Genomic DNA, 21,119 nt, shown 5'->3' on the forward strand with positions numbered 1-21,119 from the left:
GTGCCGTATGTTCGATTTAGCGGTGTGTGGCACCGTTGGAGCGTTAATTCGCGCCAAATATCCACTCTAACGGTGCCAGGAACCTTTAATCCGCCGCACAACCACACATCGCCACATGCCGAGATACCCGACTTCCCTGTTTACATACGTTACGCGCCCCCGCAATCGTCATATCCTCCTCCGTTTTATGACATAAAGACAGTTTTCTCCTTTTTCAGCAACTTCGTTCTCCTCCCAAAGGCCTGATCTAGCGACAAACGGTTCACAACTTCTGATACATTTTGTATCATTGTTATCGAATGTTACTAACGGTGAAAGGAGGGAAGAAATGTACAAGAGGGTGACGAACTTAAAAGAGCTCACTACATTTGACAGTATCTGGATGGAGACTTGGACGGAGAAAGGTTTCGAAGTCGATCCCTATTCCGCGAATGTCATCGAAAGATACCTGATCATGGACGGACACGCACCTATCGGCACGGTTGAATTCAAGAAGTATACGCCTAGGGTAGGAGAACTGGATCAAATCGCGCCGTTTTACGCAGCAGAATCGATACGAATGTCACCCGATACCGTCGTAGAAGTGGATAAAGTGGCGATTAGACGCGACCAGAGGGGCAAGCATATCGACAAAATGATGACGGCGTTAATGCTGTTCGCGGAGCAATGGGGCTGCAGGCAATACGTGTCGCTGCTTGATCCGGTATTTTACAGGGCGCTGCGCATCGTGTTCAATATCCGGATGGACGTCGTGAGCAATGAACGGCCGTACTACAAGGGAGCGCCCGTCGTGCCGGCCATCCTTCACGTCAGCGACGTCGTAGACAACAAGGAACGCTATCCTTGGCTTCTGCAGACGCAACCATCCGCGACAAATCTGGCGATGTAAGCAGCGTTACAAAGACGATATATTGCAATTTGCCAGGCAGGATGGTACACTTTCTCTCAATTAGTTGCTTACCTTCGGGGCGGGGCGTAATTCCCCACCGGCGGTGATCGGCATCTTGCGAAGCGTGTATCGTCCTGATATTCCGCGCGGCTGCCGTCAGTCCGTGACCCGTCATCGCTCTTACCGGTGTAACCGGCAGAGTGGCGATGCGGTGGACCTGGTGCGAATCCGGGACCGACAGTTACAGTCTGGATGGGAGAAGGAAGCGCAGCGCGGCCATGCCGTGCCCTAGTTACGTCACGAGAAACGCAGGAAACTTGGCAATCATCGCTATTGATTGTACCTTTTTTCACATGCCTGCGTATGCCAGTTTTGTTTGTCATCTTCTTTGCCGACTATTAGTCGTCTAAGCGGTGCCGATCATTATTCGGTTCCTATTCGTACGCGCCTATGGGCACTGCTATCAGGGTCTTTCTATCGCTGTGCCTCTACAACCCCCGGGGAAAAGTCCCGCGGGTTTTTTTGTGTAGCGCTATAGGGCGCTGCCGTGGAGGAGGATATCAATGGACGTACTGAATGACGAATACTATATGCGGCTCGCGCTTCAGCTTGCCGAAGGAGCGACCGGCCAGACGGGCGTTAACCCGGTCGTCGGATGCGTCGTCGTCAAGGACGGAAGAATCGTTGGGATGGGCGCGCATTTGAAACGCGGGGAAGCCCACGCCGAAGTGCACGCGCTTAATATGGCCGGCGAGCAAGCGGAGGGCGCGACTGCTTACGTAACGCTGGAGCCTTGCAGCCATCATGGGGCTACTCCGCCTTGCTGCGACCGGTTGATCAAGGAGAAGGTGTCCCGCGTCGTCGTCGCGACGACCGACCCTAATCCGTTGGTAGCGGGACGAGGAATCGAGAAGCTTCGCGAGCGCGGCATAACGGTTGAAGTCGGATTGTTGGGCGCGCAAGCAAAAGCGATGAACGAAGCTTTTAACCATCACATCGTGAAACGCCGGCCGTTCGTAACGCTCAAAACAGCGTTAACGCTCGATGGACGGATCGCTACGCATACCGGTCATAGCAAGTGGATTACGGGTCCGGACGCGAGAGAAGCCGTTCATACACTTCGGCATCGTCATGCGGCGATTATGGTAGGCGTCGAAACGGTACTTGCCGACGACCCCGAATTGACGACAAGGTTAAGCGTGCCGGGCTTGCATCCGGTACGAATCGTAGTCGACTCGCGGTTGAGATTGCCCGGAACCGCCCGCGTGATGAATAACGCGGCGCCGACGATCGTTCTGACGACGGAATCGGCGGACGCGGCAGTGGCGGAACGACTAACGTCGGCAGGCGCAGAAATCGTTCGTTGCGGCTCGGGCTCCCGCGTCGACCTGCCCGAAGCGATGCGCAAGCTAGGCGAGCGGGGCATCAGTTCGATTTTGCTCGAAGGCGGCGGCGTGCTGAACGGCGCTATGCTGCAGGCCGAGCTTGTCGACAAGCTGATGCTGTTCTATGCGCCGCTCATCGTCGGCGGCGAAGGTTCGCCGTCCGCGTTCGCATTCCGCGGTCCCGAAGCGATGTCGGCGGCTTATCGGTTGCATGGCGTCAAGCTGGAGACGTACGGCGTCGATTGGTGCGTAACCGGGTATCCGGCTTGGACGAATTCGGACATAGACGCCGGTTTGGCCGACGAATCGTCATCGTCACAAGGAGGCAGCTAGATGTTTACAGGACTTATAGAAGAGATAGGCTCGCTCCGTTCGGCGGAACGCCGCGGCGAAGCGATGATTTTAACGATTAACGCAAGAACGGTGCTTGAAGACGTAAAACTCGGCGATAGCATCGCCGTAAACGGAGTATGCTTAACCGTAGTTTCGTTCGACGGGCGCGCGTTCTCGGTAGACGTTATGCCCGAGACGTACCGCCATACGAACCTTCACTCGTTGCAACCGGGAAGCCCGCTCAATCTAGAACGCGCCATGATGGCAGGCGCGCGGTTCGGCGGACATATCGTTCAAGGACACGTAGACGGGACGGGCGTCATCCGAGACCGCCGGACGGAAGCGAACGCGGTCGTCTTCACGATCGAGCCGCATAGGCGCAACGCGTTGCGCCATGTCATTCCGCAAGGCTCGGTCACGTTGGACGGCATTAGTCTTACGGTCGTTTCCGTTGACAGGGACGCGGGAACGTTCACCGTATCCATCATTCCGCACACGTTGCGGGAGACGGTCCTGCAACATAAGCACGCCGGAGATACGATCAATATCGAATGCGATATTCTCGGCAAGTACGTCGATCATTTGCTGCACGCGAAAGAAGAACGCTCCGACTCAGGTTTCGGCTCGGGCCAAGGCAATGGAAAGTCTGGCGGGTTAACGGAAGCGGTATTGCGGGACAACGGATTCATCTAAAGGAGGCGACAACTATGGCCACAGAACAACAAAAGCCATTCAATGCGATAGAAGAAGCGATATACGATCTAATAAGAGGCAAGGCGATCATCGTGGTCGACGACGAGGATCGGGAGAACGAAGGCGATCTGATCGCGTTGGCAGAGAAAGCGACGCCCGAAGTGATCAATTTCATGATTACCGAAGGACGCGGACTCGTCTGCGTTCCGATTACGCAAGAACGCGCCGAAGCGCTTGACCTGCCGCCGATGGTCAGTCACAATACGGATTATCATGGCACTGCGTTCACGGTGTCCGTCGACCATATTTCGACGACGACCGGTATCTCGGCGCACGAGCGCGCGGCTACGGTCCACGCGTTGATCGATCCGAACGCGAAGCCTCACGACTTCCGCCGTCCGGGTCATATTTTCCCGCTCATCGCGAAGAAGGGCGGCGTGCTCCGCAGGGCCGGACACACTGAAGCCGCGGTCGATTTGGCAAGAATGTGCGGCTCCGCGCCGTCCGCCGTCATCTGCGAAGTCATCAAAGAAGACGGCACGATGGCGCGGTTGCCGGATCTGATCCAATTCGCCGAGCAGCACGATCTCAAGCTGATCACGATCAAAGATTTGATCCGGTATCGCAATGAGAAGGAGAAGCTCGTCAAGCGCGAAGTCGAAGTCCGCATGCCGACCGACTTCGGAACGTTCCAGGCGATCGCTTATACGAACGAGGTCGATGCGAAAGAGCACGTGGCGTTCGTAAAAGGGACGATCGACGGTTCAGAGCCTATCCTCGTTCGCGTGCATTCGGAATGTCTGACGGGCGACGTCTTCCATTCCCACCGCTGCGATTGCGGACCTCAGCTAGAGGCAGCTTTAAGGCAGATCGAGGAAGCGGGCAACGGCGTACTGCTCTACATGCGCCAGGAGGGCCGCGGCATCGGTCTCATCAATAAATTGAAAGCCTATCACCTGCAGGAGCAGGGTTTGGATACGGTAGACGCGAACCTTAAGCTTGGATTCGCCGCCGATTTGCGGGATTACGGCATCGGCGCGCAAATATTGAAAGATATCGGCGTGCGCCAAATCCGTCTGCTTACGAACAATCCGCGCAAGATCAAAGGGCTCGAGGGCTACGGATTAAACGTCGTAGAACGCGTGCCGCTGCAAATGAAAGAGAACGAAGACAACACGGGCTACCTTCACACGAAGAAAGCGAAGCTGGGCCACATGCTGTCGTTCAAGGACGATGCGGAGACGCAAAGTTAATCGATCGCTCCGCGAAAGCCGATACACAATACTAACAAGATACGGTCATCGAACCGCGAAAGGATGTTCGCTATGTCAGTTGTATACGAAGGTCACTTAATTTCCAAAGGGTTAAAATACGGAATCGTCGTCGGACGTTTCAACGAGTTTATTACGTCCAAGCTGCTCGGAGGCGCATTGGACGCGCTTAAGCGCCATGGCGTAGAAGAGAACGAGATCGAAGTCGCTTGGGTACCGGGCGCGTTCGAAATCCCGCTCATCGCGCAGAAGATGGCGGAGAGCGGCAAATACGACGCGGTCATTACGCTCGGCGCGGTCATCCGCGGCTCCACGCCGCACTTCGACTTCGTATGCAACGAGGTTGCCAAAGGCGTATCCGCGATCTCGCTGAAAACCGGCGTGCCTACGATTTTCGGCGTACTTACGACGGACAGCATCGAGCAAGCGGTCGAGCGCGCGGGCACGAAAGCGGGCAACAAAGGCTGGGAAGCGGCGTCCACGGCGATCGAAATGGCGAACTTGACGCGCGCGATCCAAGGCTAATCTTCGCGGCGCAGCCGGTTCCGACTCGGGCCGGCGCGAGCAAGAGGGAAGGGTGAACGATCGACGTGGCCGTGTTATACAAGCTGGAAACGTTCGAGGGGCCGCTGGACTTATTGCTGCATCTCATCGATAAAGCGGAGATCGACATTCATGATATTTCGATCAACGATATTACGGATCAATACATGGCTTATTTGGGCGCGATGCAAGAGCTGGAGCTCGACATAACGAGCGAATTTCTCGTCATGGCGGCGACGCTGCTCTCGATTAAGAGCCGCCAACTGCTGCCGAAGCCGCCGGTAACGGAAGAACCGTGGTATATCGACGAGGACGACGAAGGTCTCGACCCGCGGGAAGAGCTCATTCGCAAGCTGATCGAATATCGCAAATACAAGTCGGTCGCCGTTCAGCTTCGCGAGAAGGAATGGGATCGCAGCCAGGTGTTTACGCGGGAATCGACGGACTTGACCCCGTTCTTGAAAGTCGTGCCGGTCAATCCCGTAGAAGGTTTGCACGTGGACGACTTGGTACGCGCGTTTCGGAAGGCGATGCGCCGAATGGAAGGCCGGCATCGGGTATCCGCGATCCGCAAGGACGAAGTATCGGTCAAAGACCGGATCCGCGATATCGTCGATACGCTGAAGCAGCGCGCTCGCGAGGGTGACGGAAAGATTTTGTTCTCCAAGCTGGTCGGAGACGAGTTCGACCGTGACGCGATCGTCGTGACTTTTCTTGCGATTCTTGAGCTCATGAAACGCAGATGGGTTTCGTGCCACCAAAACGCGTTGTTCGACGATATCGTATTGTCTTGGACGGGGAGCGAGGATGACCATGGATTATTCGACGTTGAAATCGGTACTTGAGGGCATACTCTTCGTCACCGGGGAAGAAGGCATCAGCGCCAAGACGATCGCCGAAGTGGTCGAGGTGGATGCGGACGTCGTGCTGAATGTGCTGCGCGATTTGCAAAAGGATTATACGAAGAAGGGCCGAGGCCTTCGCGTCGCGGAAGTCGCTGGCGGTTATAGGCTGACGACCGTGCCGGAGCACGCGCCGTACTTCGAGAAGCTTGCCTTCTCTCCGTCGCGTTCGGCGCTGTCGCAGGCGTCGCTGGAGACGTTGTCGATTATCGCTTACCGGCAGCCGATCACGCGCGTAGAGATCGAGGAGATCCGCGGCGTCAAGGCCGATCGCGCGATTCATACGCTCGTCGCCAAAGATTTGATCGAAGAGAAAGGGCGGGCCGACGCGGTCGGACGTCCGATTTTATACGGAACGACGAAGGCGTTTCTCGATTATTTCGGGTTGTCGGGCATTAAGGCGTTGCCGGAGCCGTCGACGCTCGACGGAGACGACGAGCTCGAGGAGCGCACGAAGCTGCTGTTCGAGCGGGTCGAAGGACGCCAGCTGTCGATGGAAGACATGGAGCGGGAATTGGAAACGAGCTGAAATCGAGTCAATTGCATGATGCGTTCCCAAAAGGTCATACTACCCCTAGGAAAGGCGGGGGTGGGATGGCCTTTTGGCTTTGGGTCGTAATTGGCGTTATCGCGATCGCGCTAATCGTCGCGCTGGCGTCCCGTATTCGTATTCGCGTCCGATATTCCCGCAGCGGTAGATTGGATCAATTGGTCGTAATCGTGCAGGCATTATACGGACTTTTCCATTATCAGTTCGTACTGCCGTCCATCGTCATTAGCGGCTTGAACATCATCTATCGCGAGCGAAAAGTCGGGGGCATCGCGACGATCCGCGAAGAGAAGAAAAACAAACGAAAGCTTGGAATCGGGACGATGCGGCGATACTGGCGCTCCTATCGGGCTATCCAACTGTCTACCCGCAAGTTCACGAAATGGCTGCGGACAACGATGAAAAAAGTGGAGTGCACGCGCTGGCGGCTCGACTTTCGCGTAGGCACGGGCGACGCTGCGCAGACAGCCGTACTAACGGGCTTACTCTGGGCGGTGGCCGGCTGCGCCTCAGGTGTCGCCGGGCAGTTCATAAGACTGGCAACGAAGCCGCAAAGCCGCATCGAGCCGAACTATTCGGCAACCGAATTTTCTGCCGTGTGGGAGGCGGACTTTCAAATTCGGGCTTTCGCCGCTTGTTGGTCGATAATCCGGCTCGGCACGCGCACGCTGCATTACGGAAAGGCGCTTCGCGCATGGCGAAGCACGTTGGCTCCGCCGGAACGAGCGTAATCAAGCGGCGGCGGTTGCCGCGCTTGGCGCATAATCTCCCTGCTCCCAAGGGCAAATTAGGTACACGATGACGACCGCGGTTACACGTTTCCCTTGCGGCGGGATCGATCTTGGAAGGAGGAAGTTCAATGACCCAGCAGCAGCACCCGATTAACGGCCTCATGCAAACCGCCATGGAGAATATTAAGGATATGGTGGATGTAAATACCATTGTTGGTGAACCTGTCCAGACTCCGGATGGTAGCGTGATATTGCCGATTTCCAAAGTCGGCTTCGGCTTCGCGGCCGGCGGCAGCGAATTCCAAGCGATGGACGAGAACCACGCGAAGGCGGACTCCAAAAACGACGACCATAACGCGTCCGTCCAGCTACCGTTCGGCGGCGGCAGCGGCGGCGGCGTATCGATAACGCCGATCGCATTCCTGGTCGTAGGCACGCAAGGCGTCAAAGTCGTTCCGCTCGATAATCAGACCCATATCCTAGAGCGTCTGATCGAATCCGCTCCGGGATGGGTGGACAAGCTGAAGAGCGTCTTCCAGCGCAGCGGCGCGCCGCAGGATGCCGATACGAACGAAGCCGACGCTGCGTTGCTCTCCAAATCAAACCATTCTGGCAAGCTGATGTAACGCGCTATGCCCGGCCGCTGGCCGGGTTTTTTTAGTTGCGGCCGGTTTCTCCTCAGTGATCGGACGGACGTACGCCGTTCGTTGTAACTCCGCTACATACTTTGGGACACGCCTACATAAATTGTTAGGAGACCTTTCAAGGAGGCTATCCATGCACGTCACATCAAGAGCGCACCGCGCACGCCGCCATACAATCGCAGCCGTTCTCCTCGTCTCTTTAATCGCCTCTGCTTGGTTACTGCCAGCTTTGCCCGCGGCAGCCGCCGACTTGCCCGAACCTCCGGGAAACCATGCCAAGGGCGCAGCACTGATCGATGTGGCATCCGGACGAATCATCTATAGTAAGCAGGGCGACGATCCGATGTTGATCGCCAGCCTGACGAAGATCATGACCGCGATCGTCGCTATCGAGCACGGCAATCTGGAAGAAGAAGTGAAGGTAAGCGTCCGCGCGGCTGGCAAGGAAGGTTCCTCCATTTACTTAAAGGCCGGCGAGAAGATGAAGCTGCGCAATCTCGTCTACGGGCTAATGCTTCGGTCCGGCAACGATGCGGCCACCGCGATCGCCGAGCACGTCGGGGGCTCCGTAGGAGGCTTCGCGTTTTTGATGAACAAGAAAGCCGAGGAGATCGGTATGCCGAACAGCCACTTCATGAACCCGAGCGGCTTGGACGAGCCCGGCCATTATGCGTCCGCTAACGACATGGCGCGTCTAGCGGCTTATGCGCTTCATAACCCGGATTTTCGGGCGATCGTCAGCACTCGCGTAAAAACCGCTCCGAATCCGAACGATCCGTGGGACTATAAATGGGTAAACAAAAACAAAATGCTGACGATGTACGAAGGCGCAGACGGCGTCAAAACCGGTTATACGAAAAAAGCGCTCCGCACGCTCGTCAGCTCCGCGACCCGCGGCGGCCAACAACTCGTCGTCGTCACGCTGAACGACGGGGACGACTGGTCGGATCATCGCAAGCTTCTCGATTACGGTTTTACGCATTATCCGCTGGCGCAAATAGCAGCCGAAGGTGACGCGGTACCCGTAGCCGGAGTCGCAAACAAGCTGGCAACGGGCTTTCAATATCCGCTCGCGGAAGGCGAACGCGAGCAATTAACGGCCGAATTCAAGCCGCAAGAGCAACGGACCGCGGCTTATTCTTTAGGCTATCGCGGATGGGTTAACTATTATTTGAACGGTTCGCCGATCGGGAGCGTGTCGGTCATCGCGCACGACAAACCGCTCGGTAAAGCTTCCATGACGGAAGCGGATAAGGGGGCGGGATAGGATGGTGAATTGGATCTGGATGGGCATGATCGTCGTCAGCGTCCTGTTCGGAGCGATCAACGGCAAGATGGAGCAAGTCGCGGAGGCCGCTTTCGGCGGCGCGCAGACAGGCGTAACCGTCTGCTTGGGGTTAATTAGCATTCTCGTGTTCTGGATGGGGCTCATGCGCGTCGCCGAAGACGCCGGCCTCGTCCGGAAGCTGGCGAGACTGCTGGCGCCGATCGTTCGGAAGCTATTCCCCGACGTACCGCCGGACCATCCGGCGATGGGCTATATTTTATCGAACATGAGCGCCAATCTGCTCGGTCTAGGCAATGCGGCGACGCCAATGGGCATCAAGGCGATGCAGGAGCTGCAGACGCTGAACCCGACCCCCACGATCGCCACGCCCGCGATGTGCACGCTGCTTGCTTTGAACACCGCAAGCATAACGCTCGTGCCGACGACGATCATCGCGATTCGGATGAATTTTGGGTCGCTTCACCCCGCCGACATCGTCGCTCCGACGCTGCTGGCTACCATGATCTCGACGGGAGCGGCCATAGTAGTCGACCGCTGGTATCGCCGTAAAGCGGGCAAGCCCCCGAGAATTACGCAGAGCCCCAGCCTCCCCGCCCCCAAGCCTCCAAGCTCTTCGTCGACTCGGCCGTTAGCCCCGCCGGGAGGAGGATGAAGCCTTGCTAGCCATCATACAACTTCTATCTACATGGACGATTCCCGTACTTATCGCTTTCATCCCTTTATACGCTTCCTTTAAGAAAATCCCCGTCTACGAATCGTTCATCGACGGGGCGAAGGACGGTTTTCAGACGGCCATCGGCATTATCCCGCATCTCGTCGGCATGATGACTGCAATTAGCATGTTTCGCGCATCCGGCGCGATGGACGCCATCTTAGGCTTGTTTCGCCCGTTGCTGGAGCGGGTCGGCGTTCCTGCCGACGTGCTGCCGTTAGCGCTGCTTCGCCCGATCACGGGCGCAGGTTCGCTCGCTTACGTCACCGACCTCATCAAGGAGCAAGGGCCGGACTCCTTCGTTGCCCGTATCGCCTCCACCATCCAGGGCAGCACCGACACGACGCTATACGTGCTCACCGTTTATTTCGGCGCCATAGGCATCCGGAATTCGCGTTATGCGCTCAAGGTCGGCCTCATCTCGGACTTCATCGGCTTTTTTGCCGCAGTCGCGGCTTGCTGGTTGCTGTTCGGATTGGTATGATGGAGGATGAGGTGAACGACCGTGGAAAGATTACAGAAGATACTCGCGAACGCAGGCGTCGCGTCCAGGCGCAAATGCGAAGAGCTTATAACCGCCGGCAAAGTAACGGTGAACGGGGAAATCGTGAAAGAGCTTGGCGTTAAAGCCGACCCCGCCGTGGACGTTATTAAGGTGGCAGGGAAGCCGATTAAGCAAGAGAGCAAAATTTATATTATGTTCAATAAGCCGAAAGGCGTAATTACGAGCGTGTCCGACGACAAAGGGCGGAGCGTCGTAACCGACTATTTGAAAGAAATCAAAGAACGCTTATATCCTGTCGGCCGTCTCGATTACGACACCGAAGGGTTGTTGCTGCTTACGAACGACGGAGACTTGGCGCACAAGCTGATGCATCCTAGCCATCACGTAGCGAAGACGTACCATGCGACCGTCGAGCGGGTACCGCACGGCAACGCTTTGGAGAAGCTGCAACGCGGCATCAAGCTCGAAGACGGCATGACCGCGCCGGCCGACGTCGAATATCACGATATCGATCCGGACGGCAAGTTCGCGACCATCTCCATCACGATACGCGAAGGCCGCAACCGTCAAGTCAGAAGAATGTTCGATGCGATTCATCATCCGGTCATCCGGTTGAAGCGGATTTCGTTCGGCGGCTTGTTTCTTAATAACCTGCAACGGGGCAAGCATCGCAAGCTTTCGGCGGAAGAGCTTCGCAAGCTGCACGAAGCCGCCGAAGAAAGCGTGCCTAAGGAAGATAGCAAAGAGAGCTAGTCTATACGGCGTCACACAATGTTCAAAACCGGAGGAGAGGGCACCTGCCCTTGACGCCGGTATTTTCGTTATAATGAGAATAATGGATTTCAGGTGGTGACTAAGGCGGCAATGGGACGACATCGTAAACTCGTGCAATACTTAATACTGGCTTTCGTGCTGCTGGTCGGCGGATACGCGATCGGCAATTCGTTGTTCACGTCGAGCGCGGTGCTCGCGAAAGGGGACAAGACCCCGGGCTTTAAGCTTGCGGATCTTAACAACGTCGCGCACGACTGGAAGGAATACGAAGGCAAACCCGTAATTTTGAACTTCTGGGGCACGTTTTGCCCGCCGTGCCGCGACGAGATGCCGGCGCTGCAGAAGGAGTACGAGAAGTGGCACGACCAAGGGCTCGAGCTGGTCGGCATTAATTTGAGCGAAGACGGCATTACCGTCGAACGATTCGCCAGCGAAGTCGGCGCGCAGTTCCCGATTTTGCTAGACAACGACAAGAAGACGGAGCGGGCGTTCGGCTTGAAGCAGTACCCGACGACGTTCTTTATCGCGGCGGACGGCACGATCCAAGACGTCGTCGTCGGCGGACCGCTTGCCGAAGAAGATATCGAGGCGCGTATCATGCGTCTTATGGAAACGAAGTAATCGAACAAGCGAAGCTAGAATGAAGCACCATGGAGGCACTAATGTTAATAGAGAACACCAAATGCGAATGCGGACATCAAAATCCCATCGGCACCGTATTGTGCGAATCGTGCGGCAAGCCGCAGATGGAAGACGTCGACGATGCGTCGGGCACGCCGCTGGAAATGAGATATGACGGCGTCGCTCGTCGTTCCCAGAAGCAAAATCCGCACTTCATCGACCGGATTTGGAATTTCTTCTCCTCGGTCAAAATCGCCGTTTATCTCATTCTACTAACTTTGGTCGGCGCTGCTCTCGGTACGATTTTTCAACAGGAAAGCACGTTCATCAATATGACCGAAGAGTCGGAGTTCGCCGCTTATTACAAGGAAACGTACGGAACGGCGGGCGTTATCTATCATGCGCTCGGGTTATCGCATACATACGAGTCGTGGTGGTTCCACACGCTGCTTGTCATGATCGGCGCATCGCTGGTCATCTGCAGCTTGGACCGCGTGCTTCCGCTTTACCGCGCGCTCGCCAAGCAGCAAGTTCGCAAGCATTTGCAATTCATTAAGCGTCAGCAAGTTACCTATAACGGAACCGTTGACGGGAACGGGGCCGAGTGGGTCGAGGCGTTCAGCAAGCAGATGAAGCGCAGAGGCTATCGCGTCTGGAAGGACGACACCGCGATGCTCGCGGAGAAGAATCGGTTCAGCCGCTGGGGACCTTATATCAACCATATCGGTCTGATTTTGTTTTTACTGGCGGTGCTCGGACGAAGCATTCCGGCTTGGCATATGGACCAATATCTCGCCCTTTACGAGGGGGAGACGCGCCAAATTCCGAATACGAACTATTACTTGAAAAACGACGACTTTACGTTGGAGCTGTACGATGACAGCGAACTGGCCTCCAACCAGAAGGGCAAGGCCGTTCCGAAGCTGTTCGAGACGAAAGCGACGATGTACGAGTGCGTCGACGCCTGCGACGATCCGACGCGGGAGCCGGTGCTTAAGCAAGTCAAGCAGCATCCGATTCACGTGAACAGCCCACTGTCGTACGGAGATTTGAAAATCTATCAGAACAGCTACCTGAAGCGCGTGCGATTCATCTCGGTGAACGTGACTTTAACGGATTCCAAGACGGGCCAAGCGATCGGCACCTTCGAGCTGAAGGCGGACGATCCCGCGCGGACGTATGAAGTCGGGCCGTACACGCTTCGTCTGAACGACTACTATCCGGACTTCGGCTTGGATGCGGAGAGCCGCCCGATGACGAAGACGCGGGATCCTAACAATCCGGCATTCGCCTTCCGGGTAACTGGTCCGGACCTTCAAGCGGACGGCGAAACGTACATTTACTTCCCGATGCCTAGCGAACAGAGTAAAGGGTACGAAGCGTTGCTGAACGAGTATTACGTCAAAAACGGCCAAAGCTCGGGCAAATTCGCGTTCAAAGTTGAAAAGACGCAGTCCGGTGGTAAAATGGTAAATGTAAAGTTCTCCGAATATACGACGTATTTGAACATACGCAAAGACAAGGCGATCCCTTATATCGGGATCGGAGCCATAATCTCCATGATCGGCCTTATTATGGGCTTCTACTGGCAGCATCGCAGAGTATGGCTGCGCATCGATGACGGTCAACTGTCGCTTGGGGCGCATACGAACAAAAATAGTTACGGATTAAGAGCCGATGTCGCTTACGCGCTCGGTCGGACAGGTATCGAAGTGCCGCCGAAGTCGCTTGATAACAGGAGGAATTTACGTTGAATTGGCTAGATTTCAGCAGTGAAGCGTTCACTGCGGCATTCTTTCTCTATTGCGCCGCGTTCATCAGCTACGCCATCGCGGTAGCGGGCAAGCGCTGGAGCAACCGCGATCCGCAAGCGCACGTCGCGCGGTGGAGCAAAATCGGCTTCGCGGCCGCCATTCTGGCATGGGTCTTGCATTTGACGTTCTTCTTCACGCGTTGGAAGGGCGAAGGCCATATTCCGACGAGTAACATGTACGAATTCATGACGTTCCTCGCCATGGCCGTCATGTTCGCCTTTATCATCGTCTTTCTTATTTACCGCAATCCTTTGCTCGGCGCGTTCACGCTGCCTATCATTATCATTATCGTCGCGTACGCCTCCGTATTTCCTTCCGAAGTACAGCCGCTCAATCCGGCGCTGAATTCGATTTGGCTTCGCATTCACGTAACGACTGCCGCTACGGGCGAAGCGTTCTTCGCGGTCGGCTTCGCGGCGGCTCTAATGCAGCTTATCCGCGTCGTAGATCTGGAACGCACCGACAAAGCTGGACGCCGCGCAAGATGGTGGACCGAGTTCTCTTTAATCGTCATTATAGTTATAATCGGCTTCCTAATATCGGTGTTCAGTTTCCGCGGCGCCGGTTACGACGCTAAATTCTCGCAAGAAACTGTCGAGATCGCGGAAGACGGCACCGTCAACTCCGACATCAACGAAGTCGTGTACAGCTTACCGCCGATCGTTAGCCCTTATAATAGCGACATCGTGACGTTCCAACCGTTCCTCGGCATGGACAAGCCGTTGTTCGAAGCGCCGTCTTGGATGACGGGCGTGAACGCGGGACGCAAGCTTAATACGGTAATCTGGTCCATCATATCCGGGCTTGTCCTCTACGGATTGCTAAGGCTTCTGGCTAGAAAGCCTCTCATCGCCGTCATTAAGCCTCATCTGACGGATATCGACGCCGACGATCTGGAAGAGATCAGCTATCGCGCGATCGCGATCGGCTTCCCGGTGTTCACGCTCGGCGCGCTCATCTTCGCCATGATCTGGGCGCAAATCGCGTGGTCGCGCTTCTGGGGATGGGATCCGAAGGAAGTATGGGCTCTCGTTACTTGGTTGTTCTACAGCGCCTACCTGCATCTTCGCTTGTCCCGCGGCTGGCAAGGCACGCGTTCCGCTTGGCTCGCCGTAATCGGCTTCCTAGTCGTTATGTTTACGTTGATCGGCGTTAATCTTGTCATTGCCGGCTTGCATTCCTACGCCGGCGTATAAACTACTAGAGGAGAGTTCGCATATGAGCATGGGCAACCGGATCTTGGTAGTAGACGACGAGGAGCGCATTCGTCGGCTACTGCGGATGTACTTGGAAAAAGAAGGCTATGAAATCGAAGAAGCGGAAGACGGAGAATCCGCGCTTCGCATGGCTTTGGGCGAGGACTTCGATCTGATCGTGCTGGATCTCATGCTGCCAGGCATCGACGGTGTGGAAGTATGCACGAGACTGCGTCAGCAAAAAGCGACGCCGGTGCTCATACTCACCGCGAAAGGCGAGGAGATCAACCGCGTGCAAGGGTTCGAGGTCGGCGCCGACGATTACGTCGTTAAGCCGTTCAGCCCGCGCGAAGTCATTTTCCGCATCAAAGCGATTTTGCGCCGTTCCTCGGCGACCGCGTTCTTATCCAAGGAAACGAATACGAGCAACAACATCGTTTTCCCGCACCTTGTCATCGAGCACGACGCGCATCGCGTAACGGCCAGCGGACAGGAAGTCAACCTGACGCCGAAGGAATACGAGTTGCTTCATTACTTGGCGAGTTCCCCGGATAAAGTGTTTTCCCGCGAAGAGTTGTTGAAGGACGTCTGGAATTACGACTTCTTCGGCGATTTGCGCACCGTGGACACGCACGTGAAACGGCTCCGCGAGAAGCTTAATCGCGTATCCGCAGAAGCTGCATCGATGATTACGACCGTGTGGGGCGTTGGTTATAAGCTCGAGGCTGCGAAATAAGCGATGGCGATTTGGAGAACGGTCGTCGGCAAGCTATGGCTGACGATCATCGGGTTAGTTGCCGTCGTTATCGTAACGCTAGGACTTTTCTTGCTTGAATATATCGATTTAACGTTTACTGACCCGGTGAAAATTAAGCGATTGTTTACTTACGCGGGTCTAATGGGCTTCTTGCTGACTACGTTCTTCGCGTTCTTCCTGCTGACGAAGATTACGCAGCCGCTGCGCGAGATGAAGGACGCGGCTAACCGCGTTACGAAAGGCGATTATACGACGCGGGTCGCGATCCGTTCATCGGACGAGATCGGCGATCTAGCGACTTCGTTTAATCAGATGGCCACGGAGCTGCAGACGCTGATCCGCGACATCCAGCATGAGCGGGACCATCTGAGCAGCGTACTGAAAAGCATGACCGACGCGGTCATCACGTTCGATGCGGCTGGTTGCGCGATACTGACGAATCCGCAAGGCCAGCATTTGCTCGACGATTGGAATTCGGTCGAGTGGTCCGACGAAGACGAGAGCGTGCCGTTCGCGGCCGTACCGGGTCCGCTAAGGGAGACGTTCCGCAACGTCACTTCGGGTGTCAAAGAACTCACCGTCAAGGTACACGTGAAAAGCGACGTTTGGTCGGTCGTAATGACGCCGCTGGCATCGGATGACGCGGTACGCGGCGCCGTAGCCGTTCTCCGTGACGTTACGGAAGAATTCCGAGTCGATAAAATGCGCAAAGATTTCGTTGCCAACGTCTCGCACGAGATCCGCACGCCGCTGTCGATGGTGCAAGGTTACAGCGAGGCGCTCTTGGACGATATCGTGGCATCGCCGGAGGAACGGCGCGAGCTCGTTCAAGTCATTCACGACGAATCGCTGCGCATGGGGCGGCTAGTGAAAGATTTGCTCGACTTGGCGAGAATGGAAGCCGGCCATCTTGAGATGAATTATCAGCACTTGGACGTTAACGCGCTCATGGGCAGGGTGTATCGCAAATTCTCGGCATTAGCCAAGGAAAGACACATCGCGCTCAGCCGCTCGGTGGAAGATCCGGCGCTCGTGCTGGAGGCTGCCGACGGAGACCGGCTGGAGCAGGTGCTGACGAACTTGCTCGACAACGCGCTTCGTCATACGCCGGCGGGCGCGGGAATCGCGTTGTCCGCCCAGCGAATCGAAGGAACGAAAGGCGATCTCATAGAGATTAAGATCGCCGATGAAGGACAGGGCATCCCGCGTCAAGACTTGCCTTATATATTCGATCGGTTCTACAAAGCGGACAAAGCGCGCAAACGGGAATCGAACGGAGGCACCGGACTGGGGCTTGCGATCGTTAAAAACTTGGTCGAAGCGCATAACGGCAAAATTCGCGCCGAAAGCATCGAAGGCGAAGGAACTACTTTCACCATCGTTTTGCCGGTAGTCGTCAATCGCAAGAAAGCAGCAAAGTCGACGCGCCGTTAATGGGGGAACTCCGATGAGAAGATGGCTTCAATGGCCCCGATTTGCAGCAGCGAACGGGTCGCCGGACGAACGGATGTCCAAGCAGGCGTACGTCGCGCTATTCATTCACGGATGCTTTCAGTTCGGAGCTTCGATGTCCGGACTGTTCTTGAACTTATATTTATGGCGTCTTACCGAAGATCTCGTTATTAACGGGATCTTTAATATTATCGTCTACGGCATTACGCCGTTCGCCTTCGCGATCGGCGGATGGATCGCCAAAAAGCAGGACCGGATGGTTACGTATCGGCTAGGGATCGCGCTTATCGCGCTCTTTTATCTGGTCGTTATAATCGCACAGGAGAAGGTCGTCGCCTATTACCCGATTTTCGGACTGTTTAACGGGCTTGCTCTCGGGCTCTATTGGGTAGGGTACCTTGTCCTCCAATATGACGTCACCGACGTGCGTAACCGCTCCAAATATCTCGGTATCAACATGATCGTATTCAACTCGGCCGGCTTAGCCGGACCGGCGCTCGCGGGCTTCCTGATCAGCTTGTTCGATGGTTTGCGAGGGTATATCATTACGTTCGCGACCGCGTCGTGCCTATTCGCGCTAGCGTCTCTGATGAGCTTCAGAATCCCGCGCATCGAGTCTCATCACAGGACGTTTTTCCTGAAGTTCTCGGGACTGATGATGAAGCGTAACCGTTTATGGATGATGTCCTTGTGCAGCTTCTTCGTACTCGGGTTATTCCAGGGGATGATGTTGTTCTTGCCGAACATTCTTATGTTCCAGACGGTCGGCAGGGAGGATCAGGTCGGATATTTATCGGTATTGTTCGCGTTGCTGACGATATTAACGGGTCTGTATATCGCTAGACGGAAAGGGCAGCCCAACGTGCGGAGAGACTTGTTCGTCTCCTCGCTACTCATATTTTTCGCAACGCTCGTTCTGTTGATCGACATACGGTTATGGACGGTCATCGTATTCATGGTCGTATACTCGTTCCTAGCCCCGCTCATCATCAACACGTTAACCTCCTATTATTACCGGCTCATGGACGGGTTGCCGCTTCGCGGATCGTTCCGCATCGAATCGGTCGTCGTGCGGGAGTTTTTCCTCAATGCGGGACGGGTGATCTCGATATTGATGCAGGTGCTGTTCGCGGCTAACGTCGAATCGACCGCGTTGCCGATCATTCTCGTTATACTGGCTACGACCCAGCTCGGCATATCGTTACTTGTAAAAAATAAAGTGTAGTCGCCTTAATATAGGGTCTCATTTCCATACAAAAAAGGTGCTGTCATAGAGACAGCACCTTTTCTTAATATACGCTCAAGCGATTAGAACAAATGAATAACCTTCGCTTTGTTCAGGTCCGGCAGGCTTGTCAATTGCTCAAGCACTTCCTTCGGAACGCCTTTGTCGACGCCGAGCACCATGATCGCCGCGCCGCCTACGATGCTGCGTCCGACTTGCATCGTCGCGATGTTGACGTCGTTGTTGCCGAGCAGCGTGCCTACGCGGCCGATGATACCCGGTTTGTCGTGGTGGGAGACGAGCACCACATGGCCTTGCGGCTCCACGTCGACTGGGAAACGGTCGATCTGCGTAATGCGCGGTCCGAAGCCGTTAAGCAGCGTTCCTGCGACTAGGCGTTCTTCTTTGTCCGTGCGAATCGTTACGCTTACTTGGTTCGTAAAGCCTTTGGAGGCTTGGGATTTCGTGACGACGATGTTGACGCCGCGCGTCTTCGCTTGGTGCATCGCGTTAACGACGTTCACTTGATCCGAGCCGAGGTGGAAGCCAAGCACGCCTTCCACGATGTGACGGGTCAGAGGCTGCGTATCGACGTCGGCCAAGTCGCCGGCATACGTTACCGCGATTTCCTTGACGGGACCGTTCGCCATCTGTACCGCGAAGCTACCGAGCTTCTTGCCGAGGGAGAAGTAAGGCTCAAGCTTGGCAAGGACGTCAGCGGGCACCGGCGGCATGTTGACCGCGTTTTTGAACGCTTCTCCGCGCAGGATGTGAAGGAGCTGTTCGGATACGTCGATCGCGACGTTCTCTTGCGCTTCGATCGTCGAGGCGCCGAGGTGAGGCGTTACGATAATTTTAGGATGCTTCAGGAAAGGATGCTCAGGCGCAGGCGGTTCTTCTTCGAATACGTCGAAGGCAGCGCCGGCAACGCGTCCCGAATCGATCGCTTCCACGAGCGCTTGCTCGTCGATAATGCCGCCGCGCGCGCAGTTTACGATGCGTACGCCGGGTTTAATGCGAGAAAATTGATCTTTGCCTAGCATATGGCGCGTTTCTGGCGTCAACGGAGTATGAACCGTAATGAAGTCCGCATCGCGTACGACGTCTTCTACGGAAGCCAGGCGAACGCCCAGTTTGTCCGCACGTTCTTGAGTAAGGAATGGATCATAGCCGTATACTTCCATGCCGAAAGCTTTAGCGCGGGCGGCGACTTCGCTGCCGATCCGACCCATGCCGAGCACGCCAAGCACTTTGTTACGAAGCTCGACGCCGACGAACGATTTGCGATCCCATACGCCGCCGACCGTTTTCATGTAAGCTTGCGGAATATGACGGGCAAGGGCCATCATCATGGCAAACGTATGCTCGCAAGTCGTGATCGTGTTGCCGTCCGGCGCGTTAATGACGATAATGCCGCGTTTGGTCGCCGCATCGAGGTCGATGTTGTCGACGCCTACGCCTGCGCGTCCGATTACTTTCAGTTGCTTGCCGGCGGACATGATCCGCTCGGTAACGCGAGTCTGGCTGCGAACGAGAAGCGCATCGTACTCGCCGATAATGGCAACGAGCTCGTCCTCGCTAAGGCCGACTTTCTTGTCGATGGAGATGTCGGATGCTTCTACGAGCAAGGAAATCCCTAAATCGCTAATCGGATCCGATACCAATACTTTAAACATGTGGAACCCTCCTTCGAATATAGAAAACACCCTCGACCTCCGCGTCCGCAATAAGCGGTCTAACGGTGCGTCCAGGGTGACTCCGCTTAGGTCACAATGCATTCACTTTGAAGCACATTTCCGGTTCCCATAACCTTTACTATTTTATAGCAAGGGTACGGGCATTGCAATGAGAAAAGTGCAACATTAATCATTTAGACACGTAATGCTCAATTATCCGAGAAGAAGAACGGGAGCTGAGGCAGCTGCTCGTTCTCGTAAAAACGCGACTTCATTTGGAGGAAATCGCCGTTGCGAACGCCGTCCGTGCTCGTGAGCAGCTCGGCGATCGCGCTGAAGCTCTTCAGCTTCCGCTTCTCGGCTTGTCCGGAATTGATGAAGTCGTCGATTTTAGCCGTTAAATCTTGCGGGCTGAACTCTTTCATTTCCGATTGCGTGGACAAGTAGTCCGCGGAAACTTTGATCTTGATGATCAACGGAAGTTGTTTCCACTTGGCGATGCTAAGAATGTCCGGGCTCTCGTATTCCGCAGGCAAGTCCGTATCGATCATCGCTGCCCATTTCAGCATGGAGTCGTAATAGTTACCTTGTCCGGTAAGCGCTTGGATGCGGCCTTCTTTGTAATAGGCGTTCGCGTTCACTTCTTGGATGAAGGCGTCCGCACTTAAGTTGTTTGCGTTCTTCGCGAGATCGGAGAAGCTGTCGGAGAACAGCTTCAGGCTTTTCAAGTAGCTCGTCTGAGCATCTACCAATAAAGGAGACGAATTGGAGACGCTGACTTTCTTGATGGCGTCGTATTGCTTCATGGCGGATTTCTTTAGTTGGTCCAAATAACCGGCACGGTCCAATGTAGAGTCGGACAGCCATTTGCGCTGGGCATCGAACCAATCGTTCTGAAATTCACGGTAAGGCAAAAATACGGTATGATAGAACGAGACGAGATCTTGCTGTTGGTACGCATTCGGCATAACCGGCGCGGTCGGTTCCGGTTCGTTCGGGGCAGCGTATTTCGACTCCACGCGGTCAGTGCCCACCTTGACGCCGTAGAAGAAGGCGCCTACCGCGATGACGAGCATGAGTAGAAACGCTAGTGAGAAAATAAGATCTGATCGATTAAGACGCTTTTCCATCGGCTGCTCCTTTGACAACGGTCTAATT

At 55.4% G+C, this 21,119-nt stretch carries 21 protein-coding genes and 1 riboswitch; of the genes, 19 read left to right on the top strand and 2 right to left on the bottom strand.

The window, feature by feature from the left end; all coding sequences use genetic code 11:
- Nucleotides 1–328 precede the first annotated feature (328 nt).
- The 19 genes from ACFPQ4_RS19925 to ACFPQ4_RS20015 all read left to right on the top strand — a co-directional run bounded on the left by ACFPQ4_RS19925 (nt 329) and on the right by ACFPQ4_RS20015 (nt 18,285).
- A complete protein-coding gene (locus ACFPQ4_RS19925; protein ID WP_378113656.1) occupies nt 329–889 on the top strand; it encodes a hypothetical protein in 561 nt (186 codons plus the stop codon).
- 66 nt (nt 890–955) lie between these two features.
- Nucleotides 956–1,157: riboswitch (FMN riboswitch) on the top strand.
- A 295-nt stretch (nt 1,158–1,452) separates the two neighbouring features.
- Nucleotides 1,453–2,607 (top strand): bifunctional diaminohydroxyphosphoribosylaminopyrimidine deaminase/5-amino-6-(5-phosphoribosylamino)uracil reductase RibD, encoded by a 1,155-nt coding sequence (gene ribD, locus ACFPQ4_RS19930; RefSeq protein ID WP_378113657.1) that lies wholly within the window; start codon nt 1,453–1,455, stop codon nt 2,605–2,607.
- Nucleotides 2,608–3,300 (top strand): riboflavin synthase, encoded by a 693-nt coding sequence (locus tag ACFPQ4_RS19935; protein WP_378113658.1) that lies wholly within the window; start codon nt 2,608–2,610, stop codon nt 3,298–3,300.
- A gap of 14 nt (nt 3,301–3,314) precedes the next feature.
- A complete protein-coding gene (locus ACFPQ4_RS19940; RefSeq protein WP_378113659.1) occupies nt 3,315–4,553 on the top strand; it encodes a bifunctional 3,4-dihydroxy-2-butanone-4-phosphate synthase/GTP cyclohydrolase II in 1,239 nt (412 codons plus the stop codon).
- Between the two features lie 72 nt (nt 4,554–4,625).
- Entirely contained in the window at nt 4,626–5,096 is a 471-nt protein-coding gene (gene ribH / locus ACFPQ4_RS19945; RefSeq protein WP_378113660.1) for a 6,7-dimethyl-8-ribityllumazine synthase, read from the top strand.
- 65 nt (nt 5,097–5,161) lie between these two features.
- On the top strand, nt 5,162–5,959 hold the full coding sequence (locus ACFPQ4_RS19950; RefSeq protein ID WP_378113661.1) for a segregation and condensation protein A: 798 nt from the start codon (nt 5,162–5,164) through the stop codon (nt 5,957–5,959).
- The gene (gene scpB / locus ACFPQ4_RS19955) at nt 5,928–6,545 is read left to right on the top strand and encodes an SMC-Scp complex subunit ScpB (RefSeq protein WP_378113662.1); all 618 of its coding nucleotides are present in this window, start codon (nt 5,928–5,930) and stop codon (nt 6,543–6,545) included. The genes ACFPQ4_RS19950 and scpB overlap by 32 nt, the downstream gene beginning before the upstream one ends.
- 65 nt (nt 6,546–6,610) lie before the next feature.
- Nucleotides 6,611–7,297, top strand: a complete 687-nt coding sequence (locus ACFPQ4_RS19960) for a DUF2953 domain-containing protein (RefSeq protein ID WP_378113663.1) — start codon at nt 6,611–6,613, stop codon at nt 7,295–7,297.
- Nucleotides 7,298–7,425: 128 nt separating this feature from the next.
- Nucleotides 7,426–7,923 carry a GerW family sporulation protein gene (gene ytfJ / locus ACFPQ4_RS19965; RefSeq protein WP_378113664.1) on the top strand — a complete coding sequence of 166 codons (498 nt, stop codon included), beginning with the start codon at nt 7,426–7,428 and terminating at the stop codon, nt 7,921–7,923.
- Nucleotides 7,924–8,074: 151 nt separating this feature from the next.
- Nucleotides 8,075–9,208 carry a D-alanyl-D-alanine carboxypeptidase family protein gene (locus ACFPQ4_RS19970; protein ID WP_378113665.1) on the top strand — a complete coding sequence of 378 codons (1,134 nt, stop codon included), beginning with the start codon at nt 8,075–8,077 and terminating at the stop codon, nt 9,206–9,208.
- A 1-nt stretch (nt 9,209) separates the two neighbouring features.
- On the top strand, nt 9,210–9,881 hold the full coding sequence (locus tag ACFPQ4_RS19975) for a nucleoside recognition domain-containing protein (RefSeq protein ID WP_378113666.1): 672 nt from the start codon (nt 9,210–9,212) through the stop codon (nt 9,879–9,881).
- 4 nt (nt 9,882–9,885) lie between these two features.
- Entirely contained in the window at nt 9,886–10,425 is a 540-nt protein-coding gene (locus tag ACFPQ4_RS19980; protein WP_378113667.1) for a spore maturation protein, read from the top strand.
- 21 nt (nt 10,426–10,446) lie between these two features.
- Nucleotides 10,447–11,199 carry a pseudouridine synthase gene (locus ACFPQ4_RS19985; RefSeq protein WP_378113668.1) on the top strand — a complete coding sequence of 251 codons (753 nt, stop codon included), beginning with the start codon at nt 10,447–10,449 and terminating at the stop codon, nt 11,197–11,199.
- 111 nt (nt 11,200–11,310) lie between these two features.
- Entirely contained in the window at nt 11,311–11,841 is a 531-nt protein-coding gene (locus tag ACFPQ4_RS19990) for a redoxin domain-containing protein (RefSeq protein WP_378113669.1), read from the top strand.
- Nucleotides 11,842–11,882: 41 nt separating this feature from the next.
- The gene (gene resB, locus ACFPQ4_RS19995; protein WP_378113670.1) at nt 11,883–13,595 is read left to right on the top strand and encodes a cytochrome c biogenesis protein ResB; all 1,713 of its coding nucleotides are present in this window, start codon (nt 11,883–11,885) and stop codon (nt 13,593–13,595) included.
- On the top strand, nt 13,592–14,851 hold the full coding sequence (ccsA, locus tag ACFPQ4_RS20000; protein WP_378113671.1) for a cytochrome c biogenesis protein CcsA: 1,260 nt from the start codon (nt 13,592–13,594) through the stop codon (nt 14,849–14,851). The genes resB and ccsA overlap by 4 nt, the downstream gene beginning before the upstream one ends.
- Nucleotides 14,852–14,873: 22 nt before the next feature.
- Entirely contained in the window at nt 14,874–15,587 is a 714-nt protein-coding gene (locus ACFPQ4_RS20005) for a response regulator transcription factor (RefSeq protein WP_378113672.1), read from the top strand.
- 3 nt (nt 15,588–15,590) lie between these two features.
- Entirely contained in the window at nt 15,591–17,042 is a 1,452-nt protein-coding gene (locus tag ACFPQ4_RS20010; RefSeq protein WP_378113673.1) for a HAMP domain-containing sensor histidine kinase, read from the top strand.
- Nucleotides 17,043–17,055: 13 nt separating this feature from the next.
- Complete coding sequence (locus ACFPQ4_RS20015) at nt 17,056–18,285, top strand: MFS transporter (protein ID WP_378113675.1); 1,230 nt, start codon at nt 17,056–17,058, stop codon at nt 18,283–18,285.
- Between the two features lie 83 nt (nt 18,286–18,368).
- Here the strand turns inward: ACFPQ4_RS20015 and serA are convergent, their stop codons facing one another.
- Nucleotides 18,369–19,961: a phosphoglycerate dehydrogenase gene (gene serA, locus ACFPQ4_RS20020; protein ID WP_378113676.1), complete on the bottom strand. Its 1,593-nt coding sequence runs from the start codon at nt 19,959–19,961 to the stop codon at nt 18,369–18,371.
- A gap of 209 nt (nt 19,962–20,170) precedes the next feature.
- On the bottom strand, nt 20,171–21,091 hold the full coding sequence (locus tag ACFPQ4_RS20025; RefSeq protein WP_378113677.1) for a hypothetical protein: 921 nt from the start codon (nt 21,089–21,091) through the stop codon (nt 20,171–20,173).
- Nucleotides 21,092–21,119 lie beyond the last annotated feature (28 nt).

It is taken from the genome of Cohnella yongneupensis (assembly GCF_042655785.1).
Taxonomy (GTDB): domain Bacteria; phylum Bacillota; class Bacilli; order Paenibacillales; family Paenibacillaceae; genus Cohnella; species Cohnella yongneupensis.